This window comes from Flavobacterium sp. GW823-FHT04A11, assembly GCF_058796535.1.
Map to the genome: position 1 here is coordinate 75,109 of NZ_CM179503.1, position 26,020 is coordinate 101,128.

Here is a 26,020-nt window from a genome sequence, read left to right on the forward strand (position 1 = left end):
TTTACCTACAATTTACGAAGATCCTGATGGCTGACCAGTTCAAAAGCCAAGTTTAAAATAACATTAACGCACTTTCATAATCTAATGTTATTTTACATTAAAATGACCTAAAACCATTAAATTTTTCTTATTACTTATCTTCATCTAATTTCATATTCCCTCTGTCTTTATGACTTTCCGGATTTGAATTTGAATATCGATTGGGTGTAACGTCAGAATTTCTATCTTTATTCTCTACCGTTTTTTCAGCTTCTTCTTCTGTTGCAACACCGCGATTTGCATTTGCATTATTCGGATTCACATCGCCCTTGACTTTTTTAATGTCTTCGTTTTCATTTCGTGCCCGTTCCACAACTTCTTTATTTCCATCCTTGTCTGTTACGACTTCTTTTTTCAGGTTGGCATCATCTGCTTTTCCATCGTGTGGAATATTTTTCCCTTTAGATTCATCTATGTCTTTCTGTACTCCGTTTATTTTTTTAGAGCCTAAATCATTTGTGTCCATATCTTTATTATTTGAGTTTCTTTACTAATATTACGAATTCTAAATTTTAAAACGAAAGGGTTTAACATAGCTTTTAGTTTATTCTTGAATTATTCTTTTAATAAGATGAAACAAAACTATCTTTGCAAAAAATAAAACTATGCATCGTCATTTCATTCTTTTTAAACCTTACGGCTATTTAAGCCAGTTTATTTATGAACTAAAAAGAAAGAAAAAGCTTTTAGGTGAATTGCATGATTTTCCCGAAGGAACAATGGCAATTGGAAGACTTGACGAAGATTCTGAAGGATTGCTTTTACTAACTACTGATGGAAAAGTAAGCGAACAAATAAGAAGCAAAAATGTTGACAAAGAATATTACGTTCAGGTTGATGGCGTAATAACTCCCGAAGCAATTGAACAACTACAAAAAGGTGTTGAAATAGGCTTTGAAGGTGGAAAATACAAAACAAAACCCTGCTCTGCATTTATCGTTACCGAAATTCCTGATTTTGGTCCCAGAGCAAAAAAGATTCGGGATGAACGTCACGGACCAACTTCCTGGGCGTCAATAACTGTAAATGAAGGCAAATTTCGTCAGGTTCGTAAAATGACTGCGGCGGTTGGTTTTCCCACTTTAAGATTGGTTCGTGTTCGAATAAGAAATGTATATTTGCAAAACTTAAAAGCGGGAGAAGTTCTCGAAGTGAAAGATTTTCAATTAGATAATGTGTCAATTTGATAATTTGATAATTTGATAATTTTTAAAAACTCATAACCCATAACTCTTAACTCTTAACTCAAAAAAATGCTAAACGTTGTTCTTGTAGAACCGGAAATACCAAATAATACCGGAAACATTGGGAGATTATGTGTGGGAACTGAAAGTCGCCTGCATCTAATTCATCCTTTTGGTTTTGTAATTAACGATAAAAACCTAAAACGTTCGGGTTTGGATTATTGGGTGCATCTTGATGTTACCGAATATCAAAATGTAGACGAATGGGTAAAACAAATTCCGGATCATTCCCGTGTATTTTTAATGAGTTCGCATGCCGAAAAATCATATTTAGAAACCGATTTTCAGGATGGCGACTGGATGGTTTTCGGAAAAGAAAGTGTTGGTTTAAGCAAGGAAGTTTTAGCACGTTTTGAAAATCATTTAACTATTCCGATGTCAAAATTAATCCGCAGTTTTAATATTGCCAATTCTGTAGCTTTTGTTGTTGGAGAAGCGAAACGCCAGATTAAATTGAAGGTCTAGTATGAGACCACTTATTGACGCAAATAATCTCAGTTATTCAAAAGAAGTCTTTATTTATTATACGCGAACATATATTCTTTTAAGAATCTTACTTTTGATTGGACTTGCTATCGCTGCTATCTATTTTCTTAATGAGAATAAATCTATTATATCTCTTGTGTTATTGGGAATTTTTCTATTTCAGATTCCTTATTTAATTAAAGAAATAAAAAGAATTGATGAAGTTCAATTTAAAATTAATGCTGAGGGAATTCAATATCAGGATTTAATTCTTGTTCCGTGGAGCAATATTGAAAATGAAAGAGTTATTACTGAATATAGAAATGAAAAAGATATTAAGTACTATTTTGTCTACTATATTATTGATTCTGGTCAGGTAATGAAATTTGATCTTGCAAATTATAGCACAGATATTAGTGAATTATCGATTACTCTTAAAGTACATAGAAGTAGATTTAATAGAGAAAAAACATCGTTTAGGTAATTACAAACTTCCCTTTTTGGGCGTCAAAAACAATATGATCGTCTTTGAATAAAGTTGCAAAACTTCCATTTGAAATTAAATGGCAAGGTTCATCCTGAACGACCATTTCGGGTGTCATTATAATCATTTCGTCGCTTAACTGAATCGCCAAATCGATATCGTGTGTTGAAAACAGAATACACTTTTGAGTTTCTTGTGTAAGCTTTTTTAATAATTTGAAAAGCGAAACTTTGTGCAGTAAATCCAGATGTGTGGTAGGTTCATCCAAAATAATTAGCGGGGTATCTTGTGCCAAAGCCCTGGCAATTAAAACCTTTTGCAATTGTCCGTCGCTAATTTCGTAATGCTTTTTTGTAGCTAAATGTTCGATTTGAGTCAATTGCATAGCTTCCTGAACTTTCTCTATATCTGTTTCAGTTAAAGTTCCAATCCAATTTGTATAAGGTTGTCTTCCTAAAGCAACGAGTTCGAAAACAGTCAGGTTACTTGGCGGTAATTTTTCAGTTAAAACTAAACTTAAATTCTGTGCTAAATCCAGCGGTTTGTACGTATCTATTTTTTTATCATTCAGAAAAACATTTCCTGATAAAGGCTGCTGAATTCCTGTGATGGTTCTTAATAAAGTCGATTTCCCTATTCCGTTTGCACCAATTAAAGCAATGAGTTTTCCAGAAGACAAATTCAAATTCATGTTTTCAGCTATGGTCACACTTTCTTTTTTGGACTTGTAGCCAATATTTAGATTTGAAGTTTTTAGAATGGTTTTCATTGGTGCGTATTTTTTTAAACACATAGAAACATAGGTTTTCTTATTGGATTGAATAAGTGATTTTAAAATTTACTAGCAAATTATCACATAGGCATTGAAATTAAACTTTGCCAACAAATTGAAATGCTTATTTATTAAACACATAGAAACATAGATTTTCTTATTGGATTGAATAAGTAATTTTAAAATTTACTCGTAAATTATCACGTAGATGTATGATTAAAACTGTGGTAGTAATTTAAAATATTCATTTACAAATGTTTGTTGTCCTTCTTTAAAAATATTAAAACAATTAAAATTAATTATGATTCCTTTTGGTGCCTTTAAAAGTTTCATATAAGTCAAAAGTTGAGCTTTATGAATTGAATTTATTTCAGAAACTGTTTTTAGTTCTACTACCAAACAATTTTCAACAAATAAATCACATCTAAAATCTGCAATCAGTTCTTTTTCTTTATAAATTATCGGCACTTTCATCTCTGTGAAAAAATTTAATTTTCTCTGTGAAAGTTCTTCTTTCAAGCACTGGTGATAAACATTTTCGAGCAATCCTTTTCCAATTATCTTATGCACTTCTATTGAAGCTCCAACAACTTCATAAGTTAATTCGTTTAAATATTTTTGAGTAATCATTGTTTTTTTTTAATTGAAATAAAAACTATGTTTCTATGTGTTAAAAAAGCAAGTTACTAAAATTTTGTAAGTTTTTACTGAAAATTTCTTTTTCGCATTAATAACCAAACAACAACCGGCGCACCAATTATGGACGTGATTGCATTAATTGGTAACGTAGTTTCTAAGCCCGGTAATTGAGATGCGATATCGCAAAACAGCATAATTATTCCGCCATAAAAAAGCGTGCTCCAATATAAAACTGCATGATTACTCGTTTGAAAAGTGAGTTTAGCAATATGTGGAACCGCAAGACCTATAAAAGCAATTGGACCAGCAAAAGCCGTGATGCTTCCTGCCAGAATACTCGTCGTAAATATGATAATTAGTCGTGCTTTTTTATAATTCAAACCCATGCTTTTAGCGTAATTTTCACCCAAAAGCAATGCATTTAAAGGCTTGATACTTCCTGCACTTAAAAGCAAACCTAAACCTACGCAAACTGCCAGAACAGAAATTGATGTCCACGAAAGATTACCAAGACTTCCTAACGACCAAAAGGTGAATTTCTGCAATTGTTCTGCCGAACTAAAATAAGTTAAAACGCCTACAATCGCACTTGTAAAACTTCCGAACATAAGTCCGACAATTAAAATAGCCATTGTATTTCGTAATCGCTGTGCTACCAATAAAACCAATAATAAAACAGAAACACTTCCTAATGTTGAAGCCAGAACGATTCCGTATGGTGATAATAAGATCTCATTTAAAAATGCCGGCAATAATCCTGCTCCCAAAATTACGACGGCAACAGCCAAAATCGCTCCCGAAGATAATCCTAAAACATCAGGCCCGGCTAATGGATTTCTGAATAATGTCTGCATCAGTAAACCACTTATCGACAATCCTACTCCAACCAAAAAAGCGGTTATTGCTTTTGGCAAACGATAGTTGATTATGATATATTCCCAAGTTGATTTAGTGGCTTGACCGCCTGTCAAACTGGTATAAACTTCCTTGAACGGAATCGTGATCGATCCTAAACTTATGTCCAGAAAGAACATAAATAAAAGTGCCAAACCAAGTACAAAAAACAGGATTATATTTCGCTTTGAATTTATCAATTAATTTAATTTAGAGGCAAAAGTAAATTCATAACTTGTCAATAAATCGGGATGAAAAATCTTGATGTAATCTTTTAAAACTAAATCAGGACGGCTTGGTGCCAATTCATAATAAATGGTTCCTCCTGTTGCTCCAAATTTACCCTCAAAAGTATATACGTTTTTCGAAGTAAAAGCATCAAATTGAGTGTAATGCGGATTACTTTTTCCGAATTCTTCCAAGGTTTTAAACGACCCCGAAGCGATCCAGAAATTTGCTTTTTTGGCTTTAACTAATACTTTTTCAAATGATAAACCTTCGCTTCCTGTTCCTTTTAAATCAGCCCATAAATAATTGGCCTGAGCATCGCTCATAAATTGCGCGACCCAGCTGTTTCCTTTCGCGACATACCAAAGATCTTCATACATTGAACCATACAAAACGGTTGAAGTTGCAGGCTGATCTGCTACTAATTTTTTCGCCTGATTGTAGCTTTCTACAATTTTATCAAACAATTCTTTTGCTTTGTCTTCTTTTCCAAATAAAGCACCATAAAGTTTAATCCATTCTGCTTTTCCAAGCGGAGATTGTTCCATCCAATCGGCCTGAATAAAAACATTAAGACCGCTTTTTTTCAAATTATCCAGCATTGGATTGTTGTTGTCAACTCCAAAAGTGACAATCAAATCCGGTGATAATTCTATTAACTGCTCGATATTTAATTTTTCGTTTTGTCCCACATTTTTAACGGAACCTTTATCAATTAAAGCTCTTGTTTTTTCTGAAGAAATATAATCGGTATGAGGAAAACCAACTAATTTATCTTCAACATCAAGCATTTCCAAAAACGGAATATTTGTTGTTGAAGTTACCACAATAGATTCAAGTGGCACTTTTATGGTTGTATATTTTTGTAAGCTATCCGGAACTTTAGCTTCTTTTTCTTTTAAGATATAAGTAAATTCTGCGTTTGCATTTGGCCACGGTTCTGTTACCGTTACAACGGAATATCCGTCGTGCTTTACGATCGATAGTCCTGAAGCGAACTCGATACTATTTTGAGGAATTTCAGATTTTGCAATCTCTGTCGTTTCAGTTTTCTTACATCCAACCAGAAGAAAAAAAGATAAAACAAAAATTAATTTAGGGAATAAATGTTTCATATGTAGGTTATATTGCTTTATAGACTTTGTATTGTCGTTTTTACTGTTTTGTTTTATTTAAACCAATGCGATTGACAATTAAGTTTTCAATAATAACAAAGGTAACGCAATTTATAATTTTTTTATTTACCTTTATTCTTACAAAAAACCAAATTTATCTTTACTTTAATATGAATACCACAAAAACCAAAATTTGCTCGAGTTGCGACTCTGTATTTAGTTGCGGCGATATTTCTGTTGAAAACAAATGTTGGTGTAACGACTATCCTCCTATTTTTAATCTTTCTGAAGGAGGAGATTGTCTTTGTCCAAACTGCTTTAAAGAAGCGTGCATAGACAAAATTGATGCTTATGTCGAAACAATGACTCCGACAAAAGCGCTCCAAAATAAAGCCTTATCTTTGCCAAAGACCGAAAAATTAATAGAAGATCTTGATTATTATATTGAAAATGGCAACTACGTTTTTACCACCTGGTTTCATTTAAAAAGAGGAACTTGTTGTGGAAACAATTGTCGGCATTGCCCTTATTAATTGTTAATTGTAAATTATTAGTTGTTAATTGCATCTCATTTCTTAAAAACAAGATTGGTCTTTTGCGTTAGGGATAGAAGCGATATCCTTTTATTTTTTTCTTTAAAAAATAAAAGATAAAGCGGATAGCCCGACCCTTGGGGAACGCCATAAAAACTCATAATTCATAACCCATAACTCACAATTAACTAATGATTTACCTAATTACCGGAGGCGAGCGATCAGGAAAAAGCAGGTATGCTCAAAATCTGGCTTTGCAGCTTTCAGATTTACCAATATATGTAGCAACAGCGAGAAAGTGGGATGATGATTTTCAGGACAGAATCAACAGGCATCAGCAAGAACGAGATGAAAGCTGGACTAATATTGAAAAGGAAAAACATTTAAGTGAAATTAATTTTTCCGGCAAAGTGGCTCTGATTGATTGTGTAACGCTTTGGCTGACGAACTTTTTTGTTGATACTAATAATGATGTAGAATTAAGTCTGGAAGAAGCAAAAAAAGAATTTATTTCAATTGCCAATCATGAAAATGCAACCTTGATTATTGTAACCAACGAAATTGGAATGGGTGTTCACGCGGCAACTCACATTGGCAGAAAATTTACGGAATTGCAAGGCTGGATGAATCAGTTTTTGGCCTCAAAAGCAGATGAAGTGGTTTTGATGGTTTCGGGAATTCCGGTGAAAATAAAAGGTTAAAAATGAAATTCCAATTTTTAAAATCCCAAATTCCAACGCTATACTTTACCTTTACTTAAATATTAAATTTTCAAATTGAAATTGATTTTTGCAATTGTCATTGATATTGAGTTGGAATTTGGAATTTAAAAAAATTGGAATTTAAAAAATGAGCCATTTAGACGATATATTAAAATCACGTCGCGATACCCGACATTTTACAACTGATGAAGTTCCTGATGAAGTAATTGAAAAAGCTTTGCAGGCCGGACATTGGGCGCCTTCTGTTGGATTGACGGATGCTACGCGCTATTTTATCATCAAATCGGCTGAAGTAAAAAGTGCGATTAAAGACTTATTTTTAGATTATAATAAAAAAGCAGAAGAACTTACCGATAATCCCGAACAAAAAGAGCATTATAAATCGCTGAAACTGGAGGCGATTGAAGAAGCACCAATCGGACTTATTATTGCTTATGACAGATCTGTTCTGAATCAGTTTACGATTGGAACCGTTGGTAGTAATGAGGCGGTGAAATTTAGTTCGGTTTGTGCGGCTCAAAATATTTGGCTTTCGCTTACAGATCAGGGTTATGGAATGGGCTGGGTTTCGATTTTGAATTATTATCAGTTTAAAAAAATCCTCGATTTGCCTGAAAATATCGAGCCTTTGGGATATTTCTGCATCGGAAAACCGGCTACGAATTACAACAATCAACCGATGTTGCAGCAATTGCAATGGAAACAAAAATCGGAAACTCCGGATTGTAAGGAAATAAAAAATGTTGCTGAAAACTGCGTTTTAGATTTTCAATTAAAAACTAAAGGTTCAGATAACAAAAATGACTTTGCTAAACTTCTGCAGGAAAAAATAGATTCTAAAACAAAACCTGTTGGTTCTCTAGGGACTTTAGAAGTTTTAGCTTTTCAACTCGGAACTGTTTTTGAAACTTTAAACCCAAAAATTACAAATCCAAATATTGTGGTTTTTGCCGCAGATCACGGAATTGCAAATCATGGAGTTAGTGCTTATCCGCAAGATGTGACACGCCAAATGGTTGGGAATTTTCTCGAAGGCGGCGCAGCAATTAACGTGTTTTGTAATCAAAATAATATTCAGTTATCTATTGTAGATGCCGGTGTAAATTATGATTTTCCAACAAATGCCCATTTAATTCATGCCAAAATAGCTAAAGGAACTCAGTCTTTTCTGCACATTCCCGCAATGAGCGAAAAAGAATTACAATTGTGTTTTGAAAAAGGAAAATCTATTGTTGAAGACATTGCAAAAACAGGTTCGAATTGCATTGGTTTTGGCGAAATGGGAATTGGAAATACCTCTACGGCTTCTGTTTTAATGAGTATTTTAACCGGATTTTCAATTGAAGAATGTGTTGGAAAAGGAACTGGTGTTGAAGATGAAAAGCTCCTTCAAAAACAGGAAATTCTTAAAAAAGCAATTGATAATTATTCCGGTCAGGCCGAATTAATGCCCCAACTCGCTTATTTTGGCGGTTTCGAAATTATTCAGATTGCAAGCGGAATGCTGACTGCTTTTGAAAATAAAATGATTATTCTGGTGGATGGTTTTATTTGTAGCGTCGCTTTTTTAATTGCATCAAAAATAAATCCTGATATTCATAAAAATGCTGTTTTCTGCCATTGTTCTGCAGAAAAAGCACATCAAAAACTACTCGATTACTTAATTGCGAAACCTATTCTGAATCTTGATTTGCGCTTGGGAGAAGGAACGGGTTGTGCGATTGCTTTTCCTATTTTGAAATCGGCAGAAGTTTTTTTGAATGAAATGGCTAGTTTTGAAAGTGCGGGGGTTAGTAGGAAGTAATACAGTCGCAGTTTTCAGTTTTCAGAAAAAAAATAATAATTTGCCACAATCTCTGTCATTTAGACGAAGGAGAAATCACACACGTTGCTCGACAAAGATTTAATGATTTTCTTTGCGGAATTTCTAGTGTGATTTCTCCTTCGTCGAAATGACAAAACAATTAAAAATAATCTCTTTAAATGAAAAAAGAACTCCATATTTTCTTCACCTGTTTAATGTTTTACACCAGAATTCCTTGTCCAAAAAACATCGATCATAATCCTGAATATTTAAATAAGGCAACGAGATATTTCCCGTTTATTGGCTGGATTGTTGGAAGCATTTCATTTCTTGCTTTCTATGGTTTCTCCTTTTTTCTATCAACAGAAACTGCGGTTATTTTAGCGATAATTGCTTCGGTCTTGACAACGGGTGCATTTCATGAAGATGGTTTTGCAGATGTTTGTGATGGATTTGGCGGAGGCTGGACTAAAGAAAAAATACTTATCATTATGAAAGACAGCGCAATTGGCGCTTATGGAGCAATTGGTTTAGTTTTGCTTTTTCTTGTAAAATTCAAATTGTTTTCTGAGGCTATTTCGCTTTTATCCATTCAAAACAATTATTTATTAGTTTATCTCTTATTTGTTTCTGCACATTCTATCAGTAGGTTAGCGGCAATTTCAATCATCTTTACGCATGAATATTCACGTGATGATGCTACGAGCAAAAGCAAACCCATTGCAAAAAATCATAGGTGGAAAGAGGTTTTTGGTGCTTTTTTATTCGGGTTAATTCCAATGTTGGTACTCTCCTATTTCAATTTTAAAATTCTTTTAGCTGTAATTCCGGTTTTTTTGACGAGGTATTTTCTGGCTCGCTATTTCAAAAAATGGATTGATGGTTATACCGGAGATTGTCTGGGCGCAACACAACAGGTTTGTGAAGTTATTTATTATTTAAGTATTCTTTTTCTATGGAAATTTATTTAGTTCGCCATACCGAAACAATTTGCGAAAAAGGCATTTGTTACGGACAATCGGATGTTGCAATTGCGGAACCTTTTGATTTAGTTTTTGAAGTCATTATTTCTCAACTTCCGCCTGAAGCTATTATATTTTCGAGTCCTTTACAACGTTGCACACTTTTAGCAAAACACATTCAAGAGAAAATAAAAACCATTTCTTACCAGGAAGATGAACGCCTTAAAGAAATGAATTTTGGTGATTGGGAAATGCAAAACTGGAATGATATTCTGCCTGAACAATTAAATCCGTGGATGGAAGATTTTGTGAATATTCCAGCCTCAAATGGAGAATCTTTTGTTGAATTACATAAAAGGGTTGCTGATTTTTTATCAGATCAAATTTCAAAAGAAATAAATAAGCCGATTATCATAGTTTCTCACGCCGGAGTCATTAGAAGTATTTTATGTCATTATTCAGAATTGCCCTTAAAAGACGCTTTTAATAACAAAGTTGATTTTGGACAAGTAATAAAAATAGTACTTTAAACATCGTTTTGTTTAGAATTTGTCACAAAAAGCAAAACAAATTTGAAGATTCGGTGATTTTAACTTTATCTTTGCAGAAAATTAAGGTTGTGTTATTTAAAACACATTAAAAGGGAATCAAGTAAATTCTTGAGCTGTACCCGCAACTGTAAGCTTAGTTCTGAAAAGAATGTTTGTTGTTAACTACAAACCACTGCTCGCCACCGCGAGTGGGAAGGTAAACAACAAAACGCAAGCCAGGAGACCTGCCTTTATAACAAATATCGAACTCTCGGGAAAAAGAGTGTAGAAATTATGACTTTAAAAAAACGTTTTGCATTTTGTTTGCTATTGCTGTGCCAATTTATTTCGGCGCAGAATGACTCTATTAACAAACTTAAAGAAGTTGTAGTTTCTGATGCTAATCTTAAAAAATACTCTGCTTCACAGTCAGTTCAGGTTTTAAATGATTCTGTAATTAATAAAAATGAAGCCTTACTGACTGATTTATTAAACTATAATTCTACAATTTATTTTAAAGAATACGGCCGCGGTATGCTTTCTTCGGTTGCCTTTAGAGGAACAACTGCTTCTCAGACTGCTGTAATCTGGAATGGAATCAACATTAATTCACAAATGAATGGAAGCACGGACTTTAATACAATTTCAAGTGCCGATTATAATTCTGTCAGCGTAAAAGCCGGAGGAGGAAGTGTTATTTATGGAACGGGTGCAATTGGCGGAACGGTACATTTAAATAATGATCTGGCTTTTTATAATCGCTTTGAGAATAGTGTAAAACTAGATTACGGAAGCTTTAATACTATTGGCATAAATTATAAAAGCAATATTTCTAACGAAAAATGGAGCGCTCAGATTGGTTTTTCTAAAAATAGTTCCACAAACGATTATAAATATTTAAATCGATACACCTGGCGCGGTGAACAGCGCTGGAATCAAAACGGGCAATATGATATTGTTACGATGAGTGCCAATGTGGGTTATAAAATTGATTCAAAAAATACAATAAAACTTTACAGCCAAACATCAAATACAGACAGAAATACTTCACTACTAACAGAAAGCGAAACTAAAAGCAAGTATATAAATGGTTTCAATAGAAATTTATTAGAATATGATGGTGATTTTGGAAAATTCAAAACCAATTTTAAAACGGCTTACATCTTTGAAAATTATCAATATTTTGCAGACAACACAAAAGATTATTACAGCTACGGTAAAACCGAAAGTTTAATTACAAAACTAGATTTAGGCTACACGATTTTTAAATCGACACAAATAAACGGAATTGTAGATTATAACAGAACGAAAGGCTACGGAACTGATTTTGGAGATCATATTCGCGAGATAAGCTCTGCCTCTTTGCTTGTAAAACAAGATATTTCGATTAACTGGAAAAATGAATTCGGAATCAGAAAAGAATTTACAGATAATTATGAATCGCCGCTTTTATTCTCTTTGGGTTCTGCTTATCAATTTAGTAAGTTATATAATTTAAAACTAAATGTATCACGAAATTTCAGGATCCCTACATATAATGATCTTTACTGGAGTCCGGGTGGTAATTTGGATTTAAAGCCTGAAAGTTCTTATCAGGCTGAAATTGGAAATGTGTTTACCTTCAAAAATTTTTCGATTACACAGAATTTTTATTACATCAAAATAAAAGATCTATTGCAATGGGTTCCCGGTAAAAACGGTATCTGGTCTCCCCAAAATACGGACAAAGTAAACAGTTATGGAGCTGAAACCTTATTAAGCTGGAAACAACAATTTGGCAAAAACTATTTTGGAGCCAATGCATCTTATGCTTACACTGCTTCAAAGAATGAAGAAACTAAAAACCAGTTATTCTTTGTTCCTTATAATAAAGCTACTGCAGCTGTTTCTTATTCCCGAAATAGAATTACTGCCTACTATCAATTTTTATATAACGGCTTTGTGTATACCAGAGCAGATAATAATCAAGACGAAATCATAAACGATTATATGGTTTCAAATCTGGGTGTAGACTATGATTTTAAATTCCTGGATTCATTTAAACTGGGTTTTAAAGTTTTAAATCTTTTCAATAAAGATTATGAAGGCTACGAAGACAGACCAATGCCGGGTCGAAATTTCAACATGTATTTAACTCTAAAATTTTAATATTTATGAAACTTAGTAAATTACTTTTAATAGCGCTTAGCATTTCTTTATTTGCTTCTTGTTCAAGCGACGACGACAATGATAATACTGATGAACCAAAAGGAGAATATGACAATGGTTTTTTCATTTTAAATGAAGGAAGTACAGGAGTTGGAACCATTTCTTTCTCAAGTAATGACTTCAGTACTTTCACAAAAGATGCTTATAAGGCTGCTAACCCAAGTGATGTGATTGGAAAATTTGTTCAAAATATCTTTTTTGATGGTGACAGAGCTTATATCATTGCCGGTGGATCTAACGTAATCAATGTTGTAAACAGATATACATTCAAATTAATTGCAAAAATTGAGACTGGGCTTGCTAATCCAAGATATGGAGTTGTAAAAGATGGAAAAGCGTATGTTACCAATGCGAACACTTACTACAACTGGGAAAAACCAGAAGAAAATCCAAATGGAAATATCGATGATTATGTAGCTGTAATTAATTTAGCAACTAATACTTTCGAATCTAAAATTGAATTAAATGCTACGGCTAACAAATTAGTTTTAAAAGATGGTAAATTATATATAACAGAACCATTTAACAGCAGCAAATTACTGGTTGTAAATATTGCAACAAAAACACTTGAAACTCCTGTAGAAATTGGTGACAGTGCTGATTGTATTGAAGAAGAAAACGGAACTTTATACATTTTAAGAGGTCCTTATGGAAACAGAAGCGAAATCGTGAAAGTGAAATTATCGGATAAATCAGTTTCAAAAATTACATTCCCGGAGAGTTTAGACGGAGCTTCTTTTATGGATATTGAAGACAGCAAAATTTACTACACTGTTCAAAGTGCTGCTTATTCTATGGACATAACTGCAACTACACCTTCTACAACCGTTATTGCTTCTTCACCTGCAGGTTATTTGTATGGATTTGCTGTTAATGACAGTCGTCTTTATTTTGCTGATGGAAAATTTACAGCAGATGGTAATGCTTACATCTATAATTTAAAAGGAGAATTGCTAAAAACATTAACCACAGGAGTTGGTTCAAACGGTTTTTACTTTAACAATTAATAAAAACAGCTAAAAGAATATTCCGGATTTCCGGACAATCATTTTACACTTTATTTTTTTATTTTTTTTGGAAAAAAAGGCTTTCATTTCTGAAAGCCTTTTTTAATTTCTTTTATTTTAATGCTCTTAACAGTCCTTCGGGAGCTTTATCAACATACATTTGATTTCTAATGCCATTCATTGATTTAGCATCTATAAAAGTTCTTAATGCCTCTGCTCTGTCCTGTTGTGTTTTTTTGGCTGCGACACCTGTGATTACCGAGATTGTTTTATTTAAAAGCGGTTCAGATGGATCTCCTAAAACTCCCATACTTGCAATATATTCAAGTTGAAGATAAGCTGGCTGAAGTCCGTTAGTATATTCTCCAAAACCATTTGAATTAACAATTTTAAGCACCAAAGGCTGCATTGCATATTTATGATTTGGATTAACCTTAGTTTTTGTAAAAGTTTCTGAATCATATAAAGTAACCGAACCTACATTTTTACCAACAGTTACATCTCCTACCTGAACTACAGAAATATATGGCGCTAAACCATTAATTACCAATTCACTTGCAGATGCTGTTCCATCAGTTGTAATGATATATACTTTTGTTAAATGCAAACTATTCAATGCCTGTCCGTCAATATTATCTACAAATCTGTTATTTAATGATTCCGGATCTTCACTTTCAAAATAAGCATTTACCTTATTATTCCATTTTTCTTTAGAAAAAATCTGATCCTTAAACTGGCCCGTAATCATACTCGCTAAACGCGTTGCTGTTTGCACGGATCCTCCTCCATTATATCTTAAATCCAGTACAAGATCTGTAATTCCTTGTGCTGCCAATTGTCCGAAAGCATCATTTAAGTTTGAATCGTAATTAGCATAAAAACCATTATACATCAAATAACCAATTTTGTGACTTCCTGAAGTAATTACTTTATTGATTAAAATAGGATTTTCATCCAAAGTTGTTTTCGTTAATGCAACTGTTTTACCGTTAGTATTTATATTTGTTCCATCATAAACAGCCATATTTAAAGTATAGCCATCTGCATTCAGCAAGCTTTGATAGTTTGATACGGTAAGTTGTGTTCCGTTTACTCCTGTAAAAAGATCACCGCGTTTAATATCTTTTGTTGAAGCATTAGAATTCGGAATAATATAGCGTACAAAACCAACCAGATCTGTTGAACTTCCCGGTTTATAACTTAATCTAAAATCAACCCCGTCGTTTTTAGTTGTTCCTTGAAGTTCTCCTTCCAAAACTGAATAATCATCAACAATCCAACTAAAACGATCTATAGCTTGTCCTTTAGGAAATTTGCTTATTGGTTTGTTCAATAAATTTTGAAACAAGTCTTCCGGTGCAGGATATCCTCTTAAAAAAGAATTTAATGCATCTTGATTTGCAAAACGATCATCTAATAAATCAGGTACATCTGCTTGCCATAAATAATACTGATTTAATCCTTTCCAGATAAAATTATTTACTTGTAAATCCGCCGGAGCTGCAACATCATCCTGATCTTCGCAGGACTGCAAAGAAAAAGCCAATAAAAATATTAGCAGGACACTTCTTAATATTGTTTTCATAAAAATATGTTTCGATATTGTATTAACGTAAAAATACTACCTTTAGTTTTAACATTTATAAGTTTATTGTATTTTTTTTAAGAAAAAAAAATCAATACTGTTGTAACAAAAATTATTGTGCCTCGTCTTGACTATATAAACGATCTGATAAAGGTTATTTGTAAAATGAAAATGACTCTGAATTTATCAAACCAAAGTCGTTGACATTAACCAGCCAAAAACCAAAAATTAACCAAAAGATGAACCAAATTGTATTTATAGAATTAATTAATCCTTTTAAAGACAAGGTTTTTCGTCTGGCAAAAAGATTACTTACAAGCACCGAAGAAGCTGAAGATGCGACTCAGGAAGTGATGGTGAAGTTATGGAATAAGAAAGACAATCTGGATGCTTATAATAATATTGAAGCCGTGGCCATGACAATGACAAAAAATTATTGTCTGGACCAGTTAAAATCAAAGAGAGCCGGAAATCTTAAAATTGTACATAATAATTTTACAGACAGAGAGCCTCAATTAGATAAAAAAATAGAAGATATTGATAGTTTAGAATGGGTAGAAAAAATTATAAGCCAGTTGCCGGAACAATTACAAATATTAATACAGTTACGCGATGTTGAACAATATGAATTTGATGAAATTGCGAAAATTGTCGACATGAATGAAACGGCTATTCGGGTAGCACTTTCGAGAGCGAGAAAAAAAATTAGAGAATCAATGCTTAATACACACCGTTATGGAATTCAATAAAATAGAAGATATATTAGAAAAATACTTTCAGGGAGAAACTAGTATTGCCGAAGAAAATCAATTAAAAGAATATTTTTCTTCATCAAATGTTGCGCAGCATTTAGAGCAATACAAACCAATGTTTGGTTATTTCTCTCAGGTAAAACAACAAAAATCGACGCAAACAATACCGCTAAAAACTAAGAAACGAAATGTGGCGTGGTTATCAATTGCAGCTTCTGCTGTTGTTTTACTGGGAATCGGGACCTATTTTTATGTTGGTGAAAAAGATACAGCTCCGGTTGTAGCGCAATCAGAATTAGGAACCTATGATGATCCGGAAGAAGCACTTGCCGCAACGCAAAAAGCTTTGGCCTTATTATCAAACAATGTCAATGTAGGTATCGAAAGTGTACAATACATTAAAGAATATGAACAATCAAAAAACAAAATTTTTAAACAATAAAAAAATCAATCAAAATGAAATCAACGATTCACGAATACAGAAAAAACAATAAAAAAAGCATGAGTAAAAATTTAATTTTAACCCTGGTTTTTGCATTTTTCACTACTGCTTTTTATGCTCAAAGTGCATTTGACAAGTATGATGGTCAGGACGATGTAACCTCAGTAATTGTAAACAAAAAAATGTTTGATTTAATGAGCAAAGTAAAAGTCGATGCTTCTGATAAAGAAACTGCACAGTACATCAGTCTTATTAAAAAATTAGATTACCTGAAAGTATTTACAACCAAAAATCCTAAAATTGAAGCAGACATGAAAGCTTCTGCAGAAAGATACATGAAATCTGCCGGTTTAGAAGAATTAATGCGTGTAAATGATAGCGGGAAAAACGTTAGAATAATGGTAAAATCCGGTGCGACTGATTCTCAGATTAAAGAATTACTAATGTTTGTAGACGGCGCCAAAAATGACGAGACTGTTTTATTATCTCTTACAGGTAATTTTGATATCAACGAAATTTCTGTTCTTACAGACAAGATGCAGCTTCCTGGTGGTTCTGACTTAAAAAAAGCCTCTAAAGGCAAAAAATAATTATGAAAATCACTGTTTTTACCTCAGCCGTTTTAGCATTACTAACTTTGATAAGTTGTAGTTCTGAGCCTTCATTACAGAAGTATTTTGTAGAAAATACAGATAAAAAAGATTTTATTGCAGTTGACCTTTCGCCAACTATTTTAAATCTGGAAAAAGCAAAATTATCAGCAGCACAAACAGAAGCTATAGAGTCTTTTGACAAAATGAATATTCTGGCATTCAAGGCAAATGATAAAAATCAGGCGCAATTTGAAGCCGAAAGAACAAAAGTCACTGCGATTTTGAAGAATCCAAAATACCAGCAATTGATGAAATTTGGATCTGGTAAAGACGGTGCATCAATAAGTTATGTGGGTACAGATGACAACATAGAAGAGTTTATCGTTTTTGCCAACAAAAAAGAAAGTGGTTTTGCAGTGGTTCGCGTTTTAGGAAAAGACATGAACCCGAATAACATCATGACCTTAATGTCTGTTTTGAAACAATCAAACATCGATATGGAACAATTAAAGCCATTGCAGCAATTGATCAAACAATAAATACATCTTTTACTTACTTTATAAACTAAAAAAGCTCCAATCATGGAGCTTTTTTCTTATAATATTTGAAAGATAAACCCTAATAATATTTACCGTCATTTGTTTTAATCGATAGTGATTTTAACTATATTTGTATATAACCAAAAATAAAAAATATGGTACAAAAAACATCGAATGCCTTTATTGCAGCGTCTTGGGTCGCACTGGGAGCAGGAATGATAGGATACATTGTGGGTCTGGCTAGAGCCGAAATGCTTTTAAACGAAAAAGGATATTATTTTACAGTTTTAATGTTTGGTCTTTTTGCTGTAGTTTCATTACAAAAAAGCGTAAGAGACAGACTTGAAAAACTTCCGGTAACAGATATGTATTATGGTATTTGCTGGTTTGGAACACTTTTATCAATTGTATTATTAACGGTTGGCCTTTGGAATGCAACTATTTTACCAAGTGAAAAAGGTTTCTATGCATTTGCTTTTTTATTAGCACTATTTGGCGCTATTTCAGTACAAAAAAACACAAGAGATAATATGTCATTTTCAAATGAATAATCTCTTGAAATTATAATTCAAATAAAAACCAACTTCCAAGTTAACAAAACGAAAAAAGCTCCATGAAAATGGAGCTTTTTTTATATGTATAATCATCATTATTTCAAAAAAAACTTTAGATTAAGTTAAAACAATTAACAGAATATCGCCTACATTTACCGCTTAATCAAACCATAAAATAATAAATGAAAACAACAAAAATCCTATTACTATTTTTAATTCTTGTATTAAACAGCTGCTCAAGTGATAACGATTCAAACACTGCAGATGAAGAAGTAACTGTACCAACAGCAAAATATGCAATGACAGCAAAAATTGATGGTGTATTGGCAGAAATGAACAATCCTTTCAACTCTAATTTTGCTACAAAACCAATATTTGATTATTACCCTGCAACAGAATACATTCAATTGGCAGGCAGATTAGGTTTAGATGAGATTAGACTTTACATTAAAAGAAGTGATCTTAAAGTTGGTACTTATCCTATTACATTCAGTACATTTAATGCATCAAAAACACAAATTGATATATCTTATAACAGTAAAGGTATAATTCAATATCCATTTGAAGGTAAATTATCGATAACTTCTATTGACTTAACCGCAAAAGTAGTAGCAGGCACTTTTTCATTTAATTGTGTAGAAGATTATGGAGAACCAGTAAGTGCTTCAAATCCCATTACAACAAAAGTTACTGAGGGAACTTTTAATTATAGATATGATTTCGCATACTAATAAAACACATAAACAAAAAAGCTCCATTTTCATGGAGCTTTTTTTATACAAACATTTGAGTTATTATTTACTCAAATACATTTTTCTTCTTGAATACAATTCGTAGAACTGATCATCTTTTAAGTCATCAATAAACAAGATGCTTTCTCCTGTTGATTTCATTTCTGGTCCTAATGCTTTGTTTACATTATGGAATTTACTGAAAGAGAAAACCGGTTGTTTGATCGCGTATCCTTTCAATTGTGGATTAAAGTTGAAGTCCGTTACTTTATTGTGCCCTAACATTACTTTTGTAGCGTAGTTTACATAAGGCTCTCCGTAAGCTTTTGCAATAAATGGTACCGTTCTCGAAGCTCTTGGATTTGCTTCGATAATATAAACCGTATCATCCTTAATCGCAAACTGAATGTTTATTAAACCAACAGTTTTCAAAGCTCTTGCAATTTTTACAGTATGATCTTTTATTTGCTGCATCACGAATTCTCCTAAGTTAAAAGGAGGCAATGTCGCATTACTATCTCCAGAGTGAACTCCGCAAGGTTCGATGTGCTCCATAATACCGATGATGTAAACATTACCATCAGCATCACAAATTGCATCTGCTTCCGCTTCGATTGCTCCGGCTAAATAATGATCCAGAAGCAATTTATTTCCTGGAATCGTTTTCAACAAGTTGATAACGTGTTCTTCAAGTTCTTTTTTGTTGATTACGATTTTCATTCCCTGACCTCCTAATACATAAGAAGGACGAATCAATAACGGGAAGTCTAAAGTATCTGCAAGAGCAGAAGCTTCATCAGCTGTTTCAGCAATTCCGAATTGTGGGAAAGGAATATGTAATTCTCTCAATAAGTCAGAGAAACGTCCTCTGTCTTCGGCTAAATCAAGTGCATCAAAACTAGTTCCGATGATTTTTACACCGTATTTAGATAATTTTTCAGCAAGTTTCAAAGCTGTTTGTCCGCCTAACTGAACAATTACACCTTCTGGTTTTTCATGCTGAATAATATCGTAAATATGTTCCCAGAAAACCGGCTCAAAGTATAATTTATCAGCTGTATCAAAATCAGTAGAAACCGTTTCAGGATTACAGTTGATCATGATCGTTTCGTAACCACATTCTTTTGCAGCTAAAACTCCGTGCACACAAGAATAATCAAACTCAATTCCCTGACCAATTCTGTTTGGTCCTGAACCTAAGACAATGATTTTCTTTTTATCTGTTACAATGCTTTCGTTATCTACATAACGCTCACCGTTTGCTTTTTCGATTTCAGCCTCAAAAGTGGAGTAGTAATAAGGTGTAAGCGCCTTAAATTCTGCCGCACAAGTATCAACCAGTTTAAACACACGGTTAATATTCTGATCCATACGCAAAGTGTGCACTTCACTTTCCAGACAATTCATCATGTGAGCGATTTGTCTGTCGGCAAAACCTTTTTGTTTGGCTTCAAGCAATAATTCTTTTGGAAGATTAGATACTTTATAGTTCGAAATTTCTTTTTCTAAAGTATAAAGTTCTTCGTATTGTTTTAAGAACCACATATCGATTTTTGTGATTTCATGAATACGGCTCAACGGAATTCCCATTGCGATGGCATCATAAATTACAAAAACACGATCCCAACTTGCAAAAGTTAGTTTCTCGATAATTTGTTCGTAGTTTTTATATCCTTTTCCGTCAGCTCCTAACCCATTTCTTTTGATTTCTAAAGATTGAGTTGCTTTGTGTAAAGCTTCCTGGAACGAGCGTCCGATTCCCATTACTTCACCAACAGATTTCATCTGAAGACCTAAAGTTCTGTCAGCTCCTTCGAATTTATCAAAGTTCCAGCGTGGTATTTTCACAATTACATAATCCAAAGTTGGTTCAAAAAGAGCCGAAGTTGATTTTGTAATTTGATTTTGCAATTCATCAAGATTGTATCCTAAAGCCAGTTTAGAAGCAATTTTAGCAATTGGATATCCAGTCGCTTTTGATGCTAATGCAGATGAACGAGACACACGAGGATTAATCTCGATTGCTACGATATCTTCTTTTTCGTCTGGCGAAACTGCGAATTGTACGTTACATCCTCCCGCAAAGTTTCCGATACTACGCATCATTAAGATTGCGTAATCTCTTAGTTTTTGGAATGTTGTGTCGGATAATGTCATCGCTGGTGCAACCGTGATCGAATCTCCGGTATGAATTCCCATTGGATCCATATTTTCGATTGAACAAATAATTACAACATTATCGTTTTTATCTCTCAAAAGTTCTAACTCATATTCTTTCCATCCCATCAAAGCTTTGTCAATCAAAACTTCGTGAATTGGAGAAGCTTCAAGTCCGCGAGTTAAAAGCTCATCAAAATCTTCTTTTTTATAAACCACTGCTGCTCCTGTTCCTCCAAGTGTAAACGAAGGACGAATTACAAGCGGGAAACCAAATTCCTGAGCAATTTCTTTTCCTTCTAAGTATGAAGTAGCCGTTTTTGCCGGTGCAGTTGGTACATTAATTCTTTCTAAAAGCTGTTTAAACTGCTCTCTGTCTTCTGTAATATTGATTGCGTTTACGTCAACTCCAATTAATCTTACTCCGAAATCCTGCCAGATTCCTTTTTCCTCAGCTTCCAAACATAAATTTAATGCTGTTTGTCCTCCCATTGTAGGCAAAACGGCATCAATTTGTGGATGTTCCTTCAGAATTTCAATAATCGATTTTGTAGTTAAAGGTTTTAGATAAACATGATCGGCCATGGTTGGGTCGGTCATAATTGTCGCTGGATTTGAGTTTATCAAGATAACTTCAATCTCTTCTTCGCGAATAGAACGTGCAGATTGAGATCCTGCATAATCAAATTCGCAAGCTTGACCAATAACAATAGGTCCTGAACCTATTATTAAAACTGATTTTATTGATGTGTCTTTAGGCATTTTATTTGTATTGTGTAGTTATATATGGTATTCAAAAATAATCTGTAGTGCTTTAAAAACTAGAATGTTGCAAGTTTTTTTACTGACAAGGTATAAAAAAAGGCGATACTAAAAAAGTAACGCCTTATTTATGTTTATAGAAACATTATTTTTTGTGTCTAGGCTCGCTAGAAACAGTTAATTTATGTCTTCCTTTTGCTCTTCTACGCGCTAGAACTTTTCTTCCATTCGCAGAAGCCATTCTGTCCATAAATCCGTGCTTATTTCTTCTTTTTCTTTTCGATGGTTGAAATGTTCTTTTGCTCATTGCTTTGTATCTTTAAAATGGTATCTAATATCTCTTTTCTGTTTTTGAATATCGTTATTCCAAAACCGAGTGCAAATATACAAAGACTTTTTTTTCTCGCAAGTAGTTTTATAAAAATATTTTTAATTCATTTTACTATCTTTGCAATCACAAATTTACAATAATTATGTTTCACAAAAATATTAAACTTATTTTGGCCGGACTTCTTGTAGTCGCTGGCATTTGGCAATTTACAGAAAGTAATATCGGGAACGGAATTTTCCTTATTTTACTAACGGCAATTCCAATTTTTCTTTACTTCAAAAACGAATTTATCCTTTTAGCTTTCCTTAAATTAAGAAAACAAGACTTCGAAGGCGCTAAAAAATGGTTGGCATACATTAAAAATCCGGAAGCTGCACTGGTAAGAAAGCAACAAGGATACTTTAATTACTTACACGGAATCATGTTATCTCAAACGAACATCAATCAGGCTGAGAAACATTTCAAAAAAGCAATCGAACTGGGACTATCAATGGATATGGATTTAGCCGTTGCTAAATTAAACCTTGCCGGAGTTGCCATGTCACGCAGAAGAAAATTGGAAGCTACCAATTTATTGAACGAAGCTAAAAAATTGGACAAACAAGGCATGTTGAAAGAGCAAATCACCATGATGAAAGAACAAATGAAGAAAATCTAACGATTTTTAAATTACAATATTGAAATCCCAAATTCCAAAAGAGTTTGGGATTTTTTTATTTTAGATGCTGACTATTGTAGTCTTTGCGAGGAACGAAGCAATCTCACGCAATATATCACCAAGATTTGCTTATTGTTAGTGCGGTTGCTTCGTTCCTCGCAATGACTTTGTTTACGCGTAGATATACCTTTGTCAAAGTTTTAAACTTTGACAAAGGTTCTTAACCACAAGAGTTTGGAATTTAATCTTCCAATATAATAGAAGGCAAATTCTCATTGAGCCATTTATACTTATTGAGAATCATAATATGCGTTCCGCCTTTCACAATAATGCAGCTTTTGATATACTTTATAGGAAAAACTTCGTCCTGATCGCCGTGTATATGAATCACGTTTTGATCGATCACATTTCTGTCCCATAAAATTACATTTTCAACTGCCCATTGCAAATAGCGAATATCACGCATGGCCAGAAATTTTTCGTATAACTTGATGCGTTTGTTGACTTTTTCTCCAAAAGAATATTTTGCTAAATTCTCGATATTCAAAATTAATTTCATCGGAATCAATTTATAGGCTTTTGTAGTTTTGCCTATTTTCATTCTTCGCGGAAATTCTAAATTGCTTCGAACACTCGAAATAATAATAATTTTTCGGGTTTCAATATGTTTGGCGATTTCCTGCACCAGAATTCCTCCAAAAGAAACTCCAATTAAAACCGGATTTTCATGTTTGATGTTTTTTGCAATTCGAAGTGCATAATCTGATAAAGATTCTTTTGGGTTTGGAATTTCCCATTCCAGTAAACACATTTCAAAAACAGATTCATCTAAATTTATCCTTTCAAAAATAGTTGAACTTGCAGCCAAACCGGGCATAAAATAAACAGGAATTTTACTCATTCGATTAGAAATAATTAATGATTGAACCTTTTAATTTGATTCTAAAAATACTTTTTTTAACAATATGCACAACAAATCTTACGCCATAATTGCATATTAAACTTATTTAAATTACAAAACGTAAGTAAAGCCTGCGAAAACTACATCTTCAAAAAAATAATTTAATATTGAGAATCAAATGATTACCTTTGTATTCTAAATAACTCGTATTAAATGTCTTTTAAGGAGTTTTTTATATGAGTCATTTAACCCTCCATTTCTATTATTTTTTTTAACCTATCAAAAACAACTAATTATGGAAACACTTGACATTATGGAAATCAAAGACAACACTTTTGCAAGACAATTTGAGGCCATAACCCCCGAAGGACTACTTTCTGTTGAATATTCGTTTCAGGAAAAGAAAATTTTTTTAACCAAAATCAATACACCGGAAGGATTTGATAATCAACAATTGATCGATACCGTACTTAAAAGCATCATGGAAATTGTCATCGAAAAGAAATTCAAACTGATGCCTATTCATCCGAAAATTGTTTTGTTCATCAAAAAAAATCCAAAATACAAAGAATTACTTCCTCCGGGAATTAGAATCTAATAGCATATAATTGCAAAACGGCAAAAAAGAAAGGGCACAAGAATTAACTTATGCCCTTTCTCTTTTTTATAGAAAAGATTATTTTTCGATCTCTCTCATAGAATCCATTTTCTTATGAGCAAGGAAACCTGCAACATCTTCAAAATGTTCTTTAACTCGTTTGTTTCCAAATTCAAAAACCTTTGTCGCTAATCCGTCAAGGAAATCACGATCGTGAGAAACCAGGATTAAAGTTCCGTCAAAATCACGCAAAGCATCTTTAATAATGTCTTTTGTTTTCATATCCAGGTGATTCGAAGGCTCATCCAGAATTAATAAGTTAACCGGTTCGAGCAATAATTTGATCATTGCCAAACGCGTTTTTTCTCCTCCTGAAAGCACTTTTACTTTCTTGGTAATATCATCACCCTGAAACATAAATGCTCCAAGAATATTTTTTATTTGCGTACGAATATCTCCAACAGCAATTGCATCAATAGTTTCAAAAATAGTCGCATTTTCATCTAATAAAGAAGCCTGGTTTTGAGCAAAATACCCAATTTGTGAATTATGTCCAATTTCAACACTTCCTTCATCAATACCGATTTCTTTCATGATCGCTTTGATCATGGTCGATTTTCCTTCACCATTTTTACCTACAAAGGCAACTTTCTCTCCTCTTTCGATTACAATATTAGCATCTTTAAAAACTACGTGATCTCCGTATTTTTTAGATAAATCTTTTACCACAACAGGATATTGTCCTGAACGTGCAGCCGGCGGGAATTTTAATTTTAATGCTGAGTTATCTACTTCATCAACCTGTACAATTACAAGCTTTTCAAGCATTTTAACACGAGACTGAACCGCATCAGTTTTAGAGAATGTTCCTTTAAAACGGTCAATGAAAGCTCTGTTATCAGCAATCATTTTTTGCTGCTCATCGTATGCTTTTTGCTGATGAACACGACGATCTTTTCTTAATTCTAAATAATGAGAGTATTTCGCTTTATAATCGTAAATTCTTCCCATTGTCACTTCAATCGTACGGTTTGTAATATTATCTACAAACGCTCTGTCGTGCGAAATTACCACAACAGCTTTCGCTGAATTTATCAAAAACTCTTCAAGCCATTGGATACTTTCAATATCCATGTGGTTGGTTGGCTCATCCAGTAAAATCAAATCCGGTTTTTGCAAAAGGATTTTAGCCAACTCAATTCGCATTCTCCATCCTCCTGAAAATTCAGAAGTCTGACGTGTAAAATCTTCACGTTCAAAACCTAAACCAATTAAGATTTTCTCTACTTCTGCTTCGTAATTTACTTCTTCAATAGCATAATATTTCTCGCTTAAGTCAGAAACTCTTTCGATCAATTTCATGTATTCGTCACTTTCATAATCAGTTCGAACGGTTAATTGCTCGTTGATTTCGTCAATTTCGGCTTTCATTTTAAAAATTTCACCAAAAGCTTTAGACGCTTCTTCCATTACAGTCGATCCGTCTTTGGTCAATAAATGCTGAGGCAAATAAGCCACCACTGCATCTTTTGGAGTCGAAATACTTCCGGTTGAAGGTTTGCTCTGACCTGCAATTATTTTTAAAAGTGTCGATTTTCCCGCACCATTTTTACCCATAAGGGCAATTTTATCATTTTCATTTATAGCAAAAGAAACATCGCTAAATAATGTAGTTCCACCAAACTGAACCGAAATATCGTTAACTGTAATCATTACTTTCTGTGAATTTGTTTTATCGGTTAATCGTTTATGTGATCACCCATTTTTTTCG

General features: G+C 33.2%; 28 protein-coding genes and 1 riboswitch. Of the genes, 18 read left to right on the forward strand and 10 right to left on the reverse strand.

The features are described 5' to 3' along the window. Positions 1–130 precede the first annotated feature (130 nt). The gene (locus tag AC3QL1_RS00375; protein WP_492494271.1) at positions 131–505 is read right to left on the reverse strand and encodes a hypothetical protein; all 375 of its coding nucleotides are present in this window, start codon (positions 503–505) and stop codon (positions 131–133) included. Positions 506–644: 139 nt separating this feature from the next. On the opposite strand from AC3QL1_RS00375, the gene AC3QL1_RS00380 reads away from it, so the two are divergent. The 3 genes from AC3QL1_RS00380 (at position 645) to AC3QL1_RS00390 (ending at position 2,232) form a co-directional block, all read left to right on the forward strand. Continuing rightward, on the forward strand, positions 645–1,226 hold the full coding sequence (locus AC3QL1_RS00380) for a pseudouridine synthase (RefSeq protein WP_492494272.1): 582 nt from the start codon (positions 645–647) through the stop codon (positions 1,224–1,226). Positions 1,227–1,292: 66 nt separating this feature from the next. Continuing rightward, complete coding sequence (locus AC3QL1_RS00385) at positions 1,293–1,748, forward strand: tRNA (cytidine(34)-2'-O)-methyltransferase (RefSeq protein ID WP_492494273.1); 456 nt, start codon at positions 1,293–1,295, stop codon at positions 1,746–1,748. Position 1,749: 1 nt separating this feature from the next. Then, complete coding sequence (locus tag AC3QL1_RS00390; RefSeq protein WP_492494274.1) at positions 1,750–2,232, forward strand: hypothetical protein; 483 nt, start codon at positions 1,750–1,752, stop codon at positions 2,230–2,232. Here AC3QL1_RS00390 and AC3QL1_RS00395 read toward each other — a convergent pair. From AC3QL1_RS00395 to AC3QL1_RS00410, 4 genes are all read right to left on the reverse strand, one after another. Further along, on the reverse strand, positions 2,225–3,001 hold the full coding sequence (locus AC3QL1_RS00395) for an ABC transporter ATP-binding protein (protein ID WP_492494275.1): 777 nt from the start codon (positions 2,999–3,001) through the stop codon (positions 2,225–2,227). The genes AC3QL1_RS00390 and AC3QL1_RS00395 overlap by 8 nt on opposite strands. Before the next feature lie 219 nt (positions 3,002–3,220). Beyond that, positions 3,221–3,634, reverse strand: a complete 414-nt coding sequence (locus tag AC3QL1_RS00400; protein ID WP_492494276.1) for a GxxExxY protein — start codon at positions 3,632–3,634, stop codon at positions 3,221–3,223. A 74-nt stretch (positions 3,635–3,708) separates the two neighbouring features. Continuing rightward, positions 3,709–4,737, reverse strand: a complete 1,029-nt coding sequence (locus tag AC3QL1_RS00405) for an iron chelate uptake ABC transporter family permease subunit (RefSeq protein WP_492494277.1) — start codon at positions 4,735–4,737, stop codon at positions 3,709–3,711. Continuing rightward, positions 4,738–5,880, reverse strand: a complete 1,143-nt coding sequence (locus AC3QL1_RS00410; protein ID WP_492494278.1) for an ABC transporter substrate-binding protein — start codon at positions 5,878–5,880, stop codon at positions 4,738–4,740. A gap of 170 nt (positions 5,881–6,050) precedes the next feature. On the opposite strand from AC3QL1_RS00410, the gene AC3QL1_RS00415 reads away from it, so the two are divergent. The 7 genes from AC3QL1_RS00415 (at position 6,051) to AC3QL1_RS00445 (ending at position 13,646) form a co-directional block, all read left to right on the forward strand. Next, positions 6,051–6,413 carry a C1orf53 family protein gene (locus AC3QL1_RS00415; RefSeq protein WP_492494279.1) on the forward strand — a complete coding sequence of 121 codons (363 nt, stop codon included), beginning with the start codon at positions 6,051–6,053 and terminating at the stop codon, positions 6,411–6,413. 191 nt (positions 6,414–6,604) lie between these two features. After that, the gene (gene cobU / locus AC3QL1_RS00420; RefSeq protein WP_492494280.1) at positions 6,605–7,114 is read left to right on the forward strand and encodes a bifunctional adenosylcobinamide kinase/adenosylcobinamide-phosphate guanylyltransferase; all 510 of its coding nucleotides are present in this window, start codon (positions 6,605–6,607) and stop codon (positions 7,112–7,114) included. 148 nt (positions 7,115–7,262) lie between these two features. Continuing rightward, positions 7,263–8,939 carry a nicotinate-nucleotide--dimethylbenzimidazole phosphoribosyltransferase gene (gene cobT / locus AC3QL1_RS00425; protein ID WP_492494281.1) on the forward strand — a complete coding sequence of 559 codons (1,677 nt, stop codon included), beginning with the start codon at positions 7,263–7,265 and terminating at the stop codon, positions 8,937–8,939. A gap of 179 nt (positions 8,940–9,118) precedes the next feature. After that, positions 9,119–9,910: an adenosylcobinamide-GDP ribazoletransferase gene (locus AC3QL1_RS00430; RefSeq protein WP_492494282.1), complete on the forward strand. Its 792-nt coding sequence runs from the start codon at positions 9,119–9,121 to the stop codon at positions 9,908–9,910. Further along, positions 9,895–10,431 carry an alpha-ribazole phosphatase gene (gene cobC, locus AC3QL1_RS00435; RefSeq protein WP_492494283.1) on the forward strand — a complete coding sequence of 179 codons (537 nt, stop codon included), beginning with the start codon at positions 9,895–9,897 and terminating at the stop codon, positions 10,429–10,431. The genes AC3QL1_RS00430 and cobC overlap by 16 nt, the downstream gene beginning before the upstream one ends. 67 nt (positions 10,432–10,498) lie before the next feature. Next, positions 10,499–10,698, forward strand: a riboswitch (cobalamin riboswitch). A gap of 27 nt (positions 10,699–10,725) precedes the next feature. After that, positions 10,726–12,579 carry a TonB-dependent receptor plug domain-containing protein gene (locus AC3QL1_RS00440; RefSeq protein WP_492494284.1) on the forward strand — a complete coding sequence of 618 codons (1,854 nt, stop codon included), beginning with the start codon at positions 10,726–10,728 and terminating at the stop codon, positions 12,577–12,579. Positions 12,580–12,584: 5 nt separating this feature from the next. Beyond that, on the forward strand, positions 12,585–13,646 hold the full coding sequence (locus tag AC3QL1_RS00445; protein WP_492494285.1) for a YncE family protein: 1,062 nt from the start codon (positions 12,585–12,587) through the stop codon (positions 13,644–13,646). A gap of 112 nt (positions 13,647–13,758) precedes the next feature. Here AC3QL1_RS00445 and AC3QL1_RS00450 read toward each other — a convergent pair whose 3' ends face one another. Beyond that, the gene (locus AC3QL1_RS00450) at positions 13,759–15,231 is read right to left on the reverse strand and encodes a GFO_1087 family putative carboxy terminal peptidase (protein ID WP_492494286.1); all 1,473 of its coding nucleotides are present in this window, start codon (positions 15,229–15,231) and stop codon (positions 13,759–13,761) included. Positions 15,232–15,470: 239 nt separating this feature from the next. On the opposite strand from AC3QL1_RS00450, the gene AC3QL1_RS00455 reads away from it, so the two are divergent. The 6 genes from AC3QL1_RS00455 (at position 15,471) to AC3QL1_RS00480 (ending at position 18,842) form a co-directional block, all read left to right on the forward strand. After that, a complete protein-coding gene (locus AC3QL1_RS00455; protein ID WP_492494287.1) occupies positions 15,471–15,980 on the forward strand; it encodes a GFO_1088 family ECF-type sigma factor in 510 nt (169 codons plus the stop codon). After that, complete coding sequence (locus tag AC3QL1_RS00460; protein WP_492494288.1) at positions 15,967–16,425, forward strand: PG0215 family putative anti-sigma factor; 459 nt, start codon at positions 15,967–15,969, stop codon at positions 16,423–16,425. Before AC3QL1_RS00455 ends, AC3QL1_RS00460 begins: the two co-directional genes overlap by 14 nt. Before the next feature lie 14 nt (positions 16,426–16,439). Next, positions 16,440–17,015: a GFO_1090 family protein gene (locus AC3QL1_RS00465; RefSeq protein WP_492494289.1), complete on the forward strand. Its 576-nt coding sequence runs from the start codon at positions 16,440–16,442 to the stop codon at positions 17,013–17,015. Between the two features lie 2 nt (positions 17,016–17,017). Next, a complete protein-coding gene (locus AC3QL1_RS00470; RefSeq protein WP_492494290.1) occupies positions 17,018–17,557 on the forward strand; it encodes a GFO_1091 family lipoprotein in 540 nt (179 codons plus the stop codon). A gap of 155 nt (positions 17,558–17,712) precedes the next feature. Beyond that, on the forward strand, positions 17,713–18,108 hold the full coding sequence (yiaA, locus tag AC3QL1_RS00475) for an inner membrane protein YiaA (protein ID WP_089353010.1): 396 nt from the start codon (positions 17,713–17,715) through the stop codon (positions 18,106–18,108). 185 nt (positions 18,109–18,293) lie between these two features. Beyond that, positions 18,294–18,842, forward strand: coding sequence for a Riean_0653 family protein (locus AC3QL1_RS00480; RefSeq protein ID WP_492494291.1), 549 nt, complete (start codon positions 18,294–18,296; stop codon positions 18,840–18,842). 63 nt (positions 18,843–18,905) lie between these two features. Here AC3QL1_RS00480 and carB read toward each other — a convergent pair whose 3' ends face one another. Both carB and rpmH read right to left on the reverse strand, forming a co-directional pair. Next, on the reverse strand, positions 18,906–21,761 hold the full coding sequence (carB, locus tag AC3QL1_RS00485) for a carbamoyl-phosphate synthase large subunit (protein ID WP_492494292.1): 2,856 nt from the start codon (positions 21,759–21,761) through the stop codon (positions 18,906–18,908). A gap of 145 nt (positions 21,762–21,906) precedes the next feature. Then, positions 21,907–22,068: a 50S ribosomal protein L34 gene (gene rpmH / locus AC3QL1_RS00490; RefSeq protein WP_008464848.1), complete on the reverse strand. Its 162-nt coding sequence runs from the start codon at positions 22,066–22,068 to the stop codon at positions 21,907–21,909. Between the two features lie 166 nt (positions 22,069–22,234). Between rpmH and AC3QL1_RS00495 the strand changes: the two genes are divergently transcribed. Then, on the forward strand, positions 22,235–22,750 hold the full coding sequence (locus AC3QL1_RS00495) for a hypothetical protein (protein ID WP_042567304.1): 516 nt from the start codon (positions 22,235–22,237) through the stop codon (positions 22,748–22,750). A gap of 241 nt (positions 22,751–22,991) precedes the next feature. On the opposite strand, the gene AC3QL1_RS00500 is transcribed toward AC3QL1_RS00495, so the two are convergent. Next, complete coding sequence (locus AC3QL1_RS00500; RefSeq protein WP_492494293.1) at positions 22,992–23,651, reverse strand: alpha/beta hydrolase family protein; 660 nt, start codon at positions 23,649–23,651, stop codon at positions 22,992–22,994. 295 nt (positions 23,652–23,946) lie between these two features. On the opposite strand from AC3QL1_RS00500, the gene AC3QL1_RS00505 reads away from it, so the two are divergent. After that, positions 23,947–24,249, forward strand: coding sequence for a GNAT family N-acetyltransferase (locus AC3QL1_RS00505; protein WP_492494294.1), 303 nt, complete (start codon positions 23,947–23,949; stop codon positions 24,247–24,249). A gap of 78 nt (positions 24,250–24,327) precedes the next feature. Here AC3QL1_RS00505 and AC3QL1_RS00510 read toward each other — a convergent pair whose 3' ends face one another. Beyond that, the gene (locus AC3QL1_RS00510; RefSeq protein WP_492494295.1) at positions 24,328–25,962 is read right to left on the reverse strand and encodes an ABC-F family ATP-binding cassette domain-containing protein; all 1,635 of its coding nucleotides are present in this window, start codon (positions 25,960–25,962) and stop codon (positions 24,328–24,330) included. Between the last annotated feature and the right edge of the window lie 58 nt (positions 25,963–26,020).

What these genes read in the sequence shown, in the direction of transcription:
- AC3QL1_RS00375 (WP_492494271.1), bottom strand. Translation starts at nt 505, where the DNA reads ATGGACACAAATGATTTAGGCTCTAAAAAAATAAACGGAGTACAGAAA.
- AC3QL1_RS00380 (WP_492494272.1), top strand. Translation starts at nt 645, where the DNA reads ATGCATCGTCATTTCATTCTTTTTAAACCTTACGGCTATTTAAGCCAG.
- AC3QL1_RS00385 (WP_492494273.1), top strand. Translation starts at nt 1,293, where the DNA reads ATGCTAAACGTTGTTCTTGTAGAACCGGAAATACCAAATAATACCGGA.
- AC3QL1_RS00390 (WP_492494274.1), top strand. Translation starts at nt 1,750, where the DNA reads ATGAGACCACTTATTGACGCAAATAATCTCAGTTATTCAAAAGAAGTC.
- AC3QL1_RS00395 (WP_492494275.1), bottom strand. Translation starts at nt 3,001, where the DNA reads ATGAAAACCATTCTAAAAACTTCAAATCTAAATATTGGCTACAAGTCC.
- AC3QL1_RS00400 (WP_492494276.1), bottom strand. Translation starts at nt 3,634, where the DNA reads ATGATTACTCAAAAATATTTAAACGAATTAACTTATGAAGTTGTTGGA.
- AC3QL1_RS00410 (WP_492494278.1), bottom strand. Translation starts at nt 5,880, where the DNA reads ATGAAACATTTATTCCCTAAATTAATTTTTGTTTTATCTTTTTTTCTT.
- AC3QL1_RS00415 (WP_492494279.1), top strand. Translation starts at nt 6,051, where the DNA reads ATGAATACCACAAAAACCAAAATTTGCTCGAGTTGCGACTCTGTATTT.
- cobU (WP_492494280.1), top strand. Translation starts at nt 6,605, where the DNA reads ATGATTTACCTAATTACCGGAGGCGAGCGATCAGGAAAAAGCAGGTAT.
- cobT (WP_492494281.1), top strand. Translation starts at nt 7,263, where the DNA reads ATGAGCCATTTAGACGATATATTAAAATCACGTCGCGATACCCGACAT.
- AC3QL1_RS00430 (WP_492494282.1), top strand. Translation starts at nt 9,119, where the DNA reads ATGAAAAAAGAACTCCATATTTTCTTCACCTGTTTAATGTTTTACACC.
- cobC (WP_492494283.1), top strand. Translation starts at nt 9,895, where the DNA reads ATGGAAATTTATTTAGTTCGCCATACCGAAACAATTTGCGAAAAAGGC.
- AC3QL1_RS00440 (WP_492494284.1), top strand. Translation starts at nt 10,726, where the DNA reads ATGACTTTAAAAAAACGTTTTGCATTTTGTTTGCTATTGCTGTGCCAA.
- AC3QL1_RS00445 (WP_492494285.1), top strand. Translation starts at nt 12,585, where the DNA reads ATGAAACTTAGTAAATTACTTTTAATAGCGCTTAGCATTTCTTTATTT.
- AC3QL1_RS00450 (WP_492494286.1), bottom strand. Translation starts at nt 15,231, where the DNA reads ATGAAAACAATATTAAGAAGTGTCCTGCTAATATTTTTATTGGCTTTT.
- AC3QL1_RS00455 (WP_492494287.1), top strand. Translation starts at nt 15,471, where the DNA reads ATGAACCAAATTGTATTTATAGAATTAATTAATCCTTTTAAAGACAAG.
- AC3QL1_RS00460 (WP_492494288.1), top strand. Translation starts at nt 15,967, where the DNA reads ATGGAATTCAATAAAATAGAAGATATATTAGAAAAATACTTTCAGGGA.
- AC3QL1_RS00465 (WP_492494289.1), top strand. Translation starts at nt 16,440, where the DNA reads ATGAAATCAACGATTCACGAATACAGAAAAAACAATAAAAAAAGCATG.
- AC3QL1_RS00470 (WP_492494290.1), top strand. Translation starts at nt 17,018, where the DNA reads ATGAAAATCACTGTTTTTACCTCAGCCGTTTTAGCATTACTAACTTTG.
- yiaA (WP_089353010.1), top strand. Translation starts at nt 17,713, where the DNA reads ATGGTACAAAAAACATCGAATGCCTTTATTGCAGCGTCTTGGGTCGCA.
- AC3QL1_RS00480 (WP_492494291.1), top strand. Translation starts at nt 18,294, where the DNA reads ATGAAAACAACAAAAATCCTATTACTATTTTTAATTCTTGTATTAAAC.
- carB (WP_492494292.1), bottom strand. Translation starts at nt 21,761, where the DNA reads ATGCCTAAAGACACATCAATAAAATCAGTTTTAATAATAGGTTCAGGA.
- rpmH (WP_008464848.1), bottom strand. Translation starts at nt 22,068, where the DNA reads ATGAGCAAAAGAACATTTCAACCATCGAAAAGAAAAAGAAGAAATAAG.
- AC3QL1_RS00495 (WP_042567304.1), top strand. Translation starts at nt 22,235, where the DNA reads ATGTTTCACAAAAATATTAAACTTATTTTGGCCGGACTTCTTGTAGTC.
- AC3QL1_RS00500 (WP_492494293.1), bottom strand. Translation starts at nt 23,651, where the DNA reads ATGAGTAAAATTCCTGTTTATTTTATGCCCGGTTTGGCTGCAAGTTCA.
- AC3QL1_RS00505 (WP_492494294.1), top strand. Translation starts at nt 23,947, where the DNA reads ATGGAAACACTTGACATTATGGAAATCAAAGACAACACTTTTGCAAGA.
- AC3QL1_RS00510 (WP_492494295.1), bottom strand. Translation starts at nt 25,962, where the DNA reads ATGATTACAGTTAACGATATTTCGGTTCAGTTTGGTGGAACTACATTA.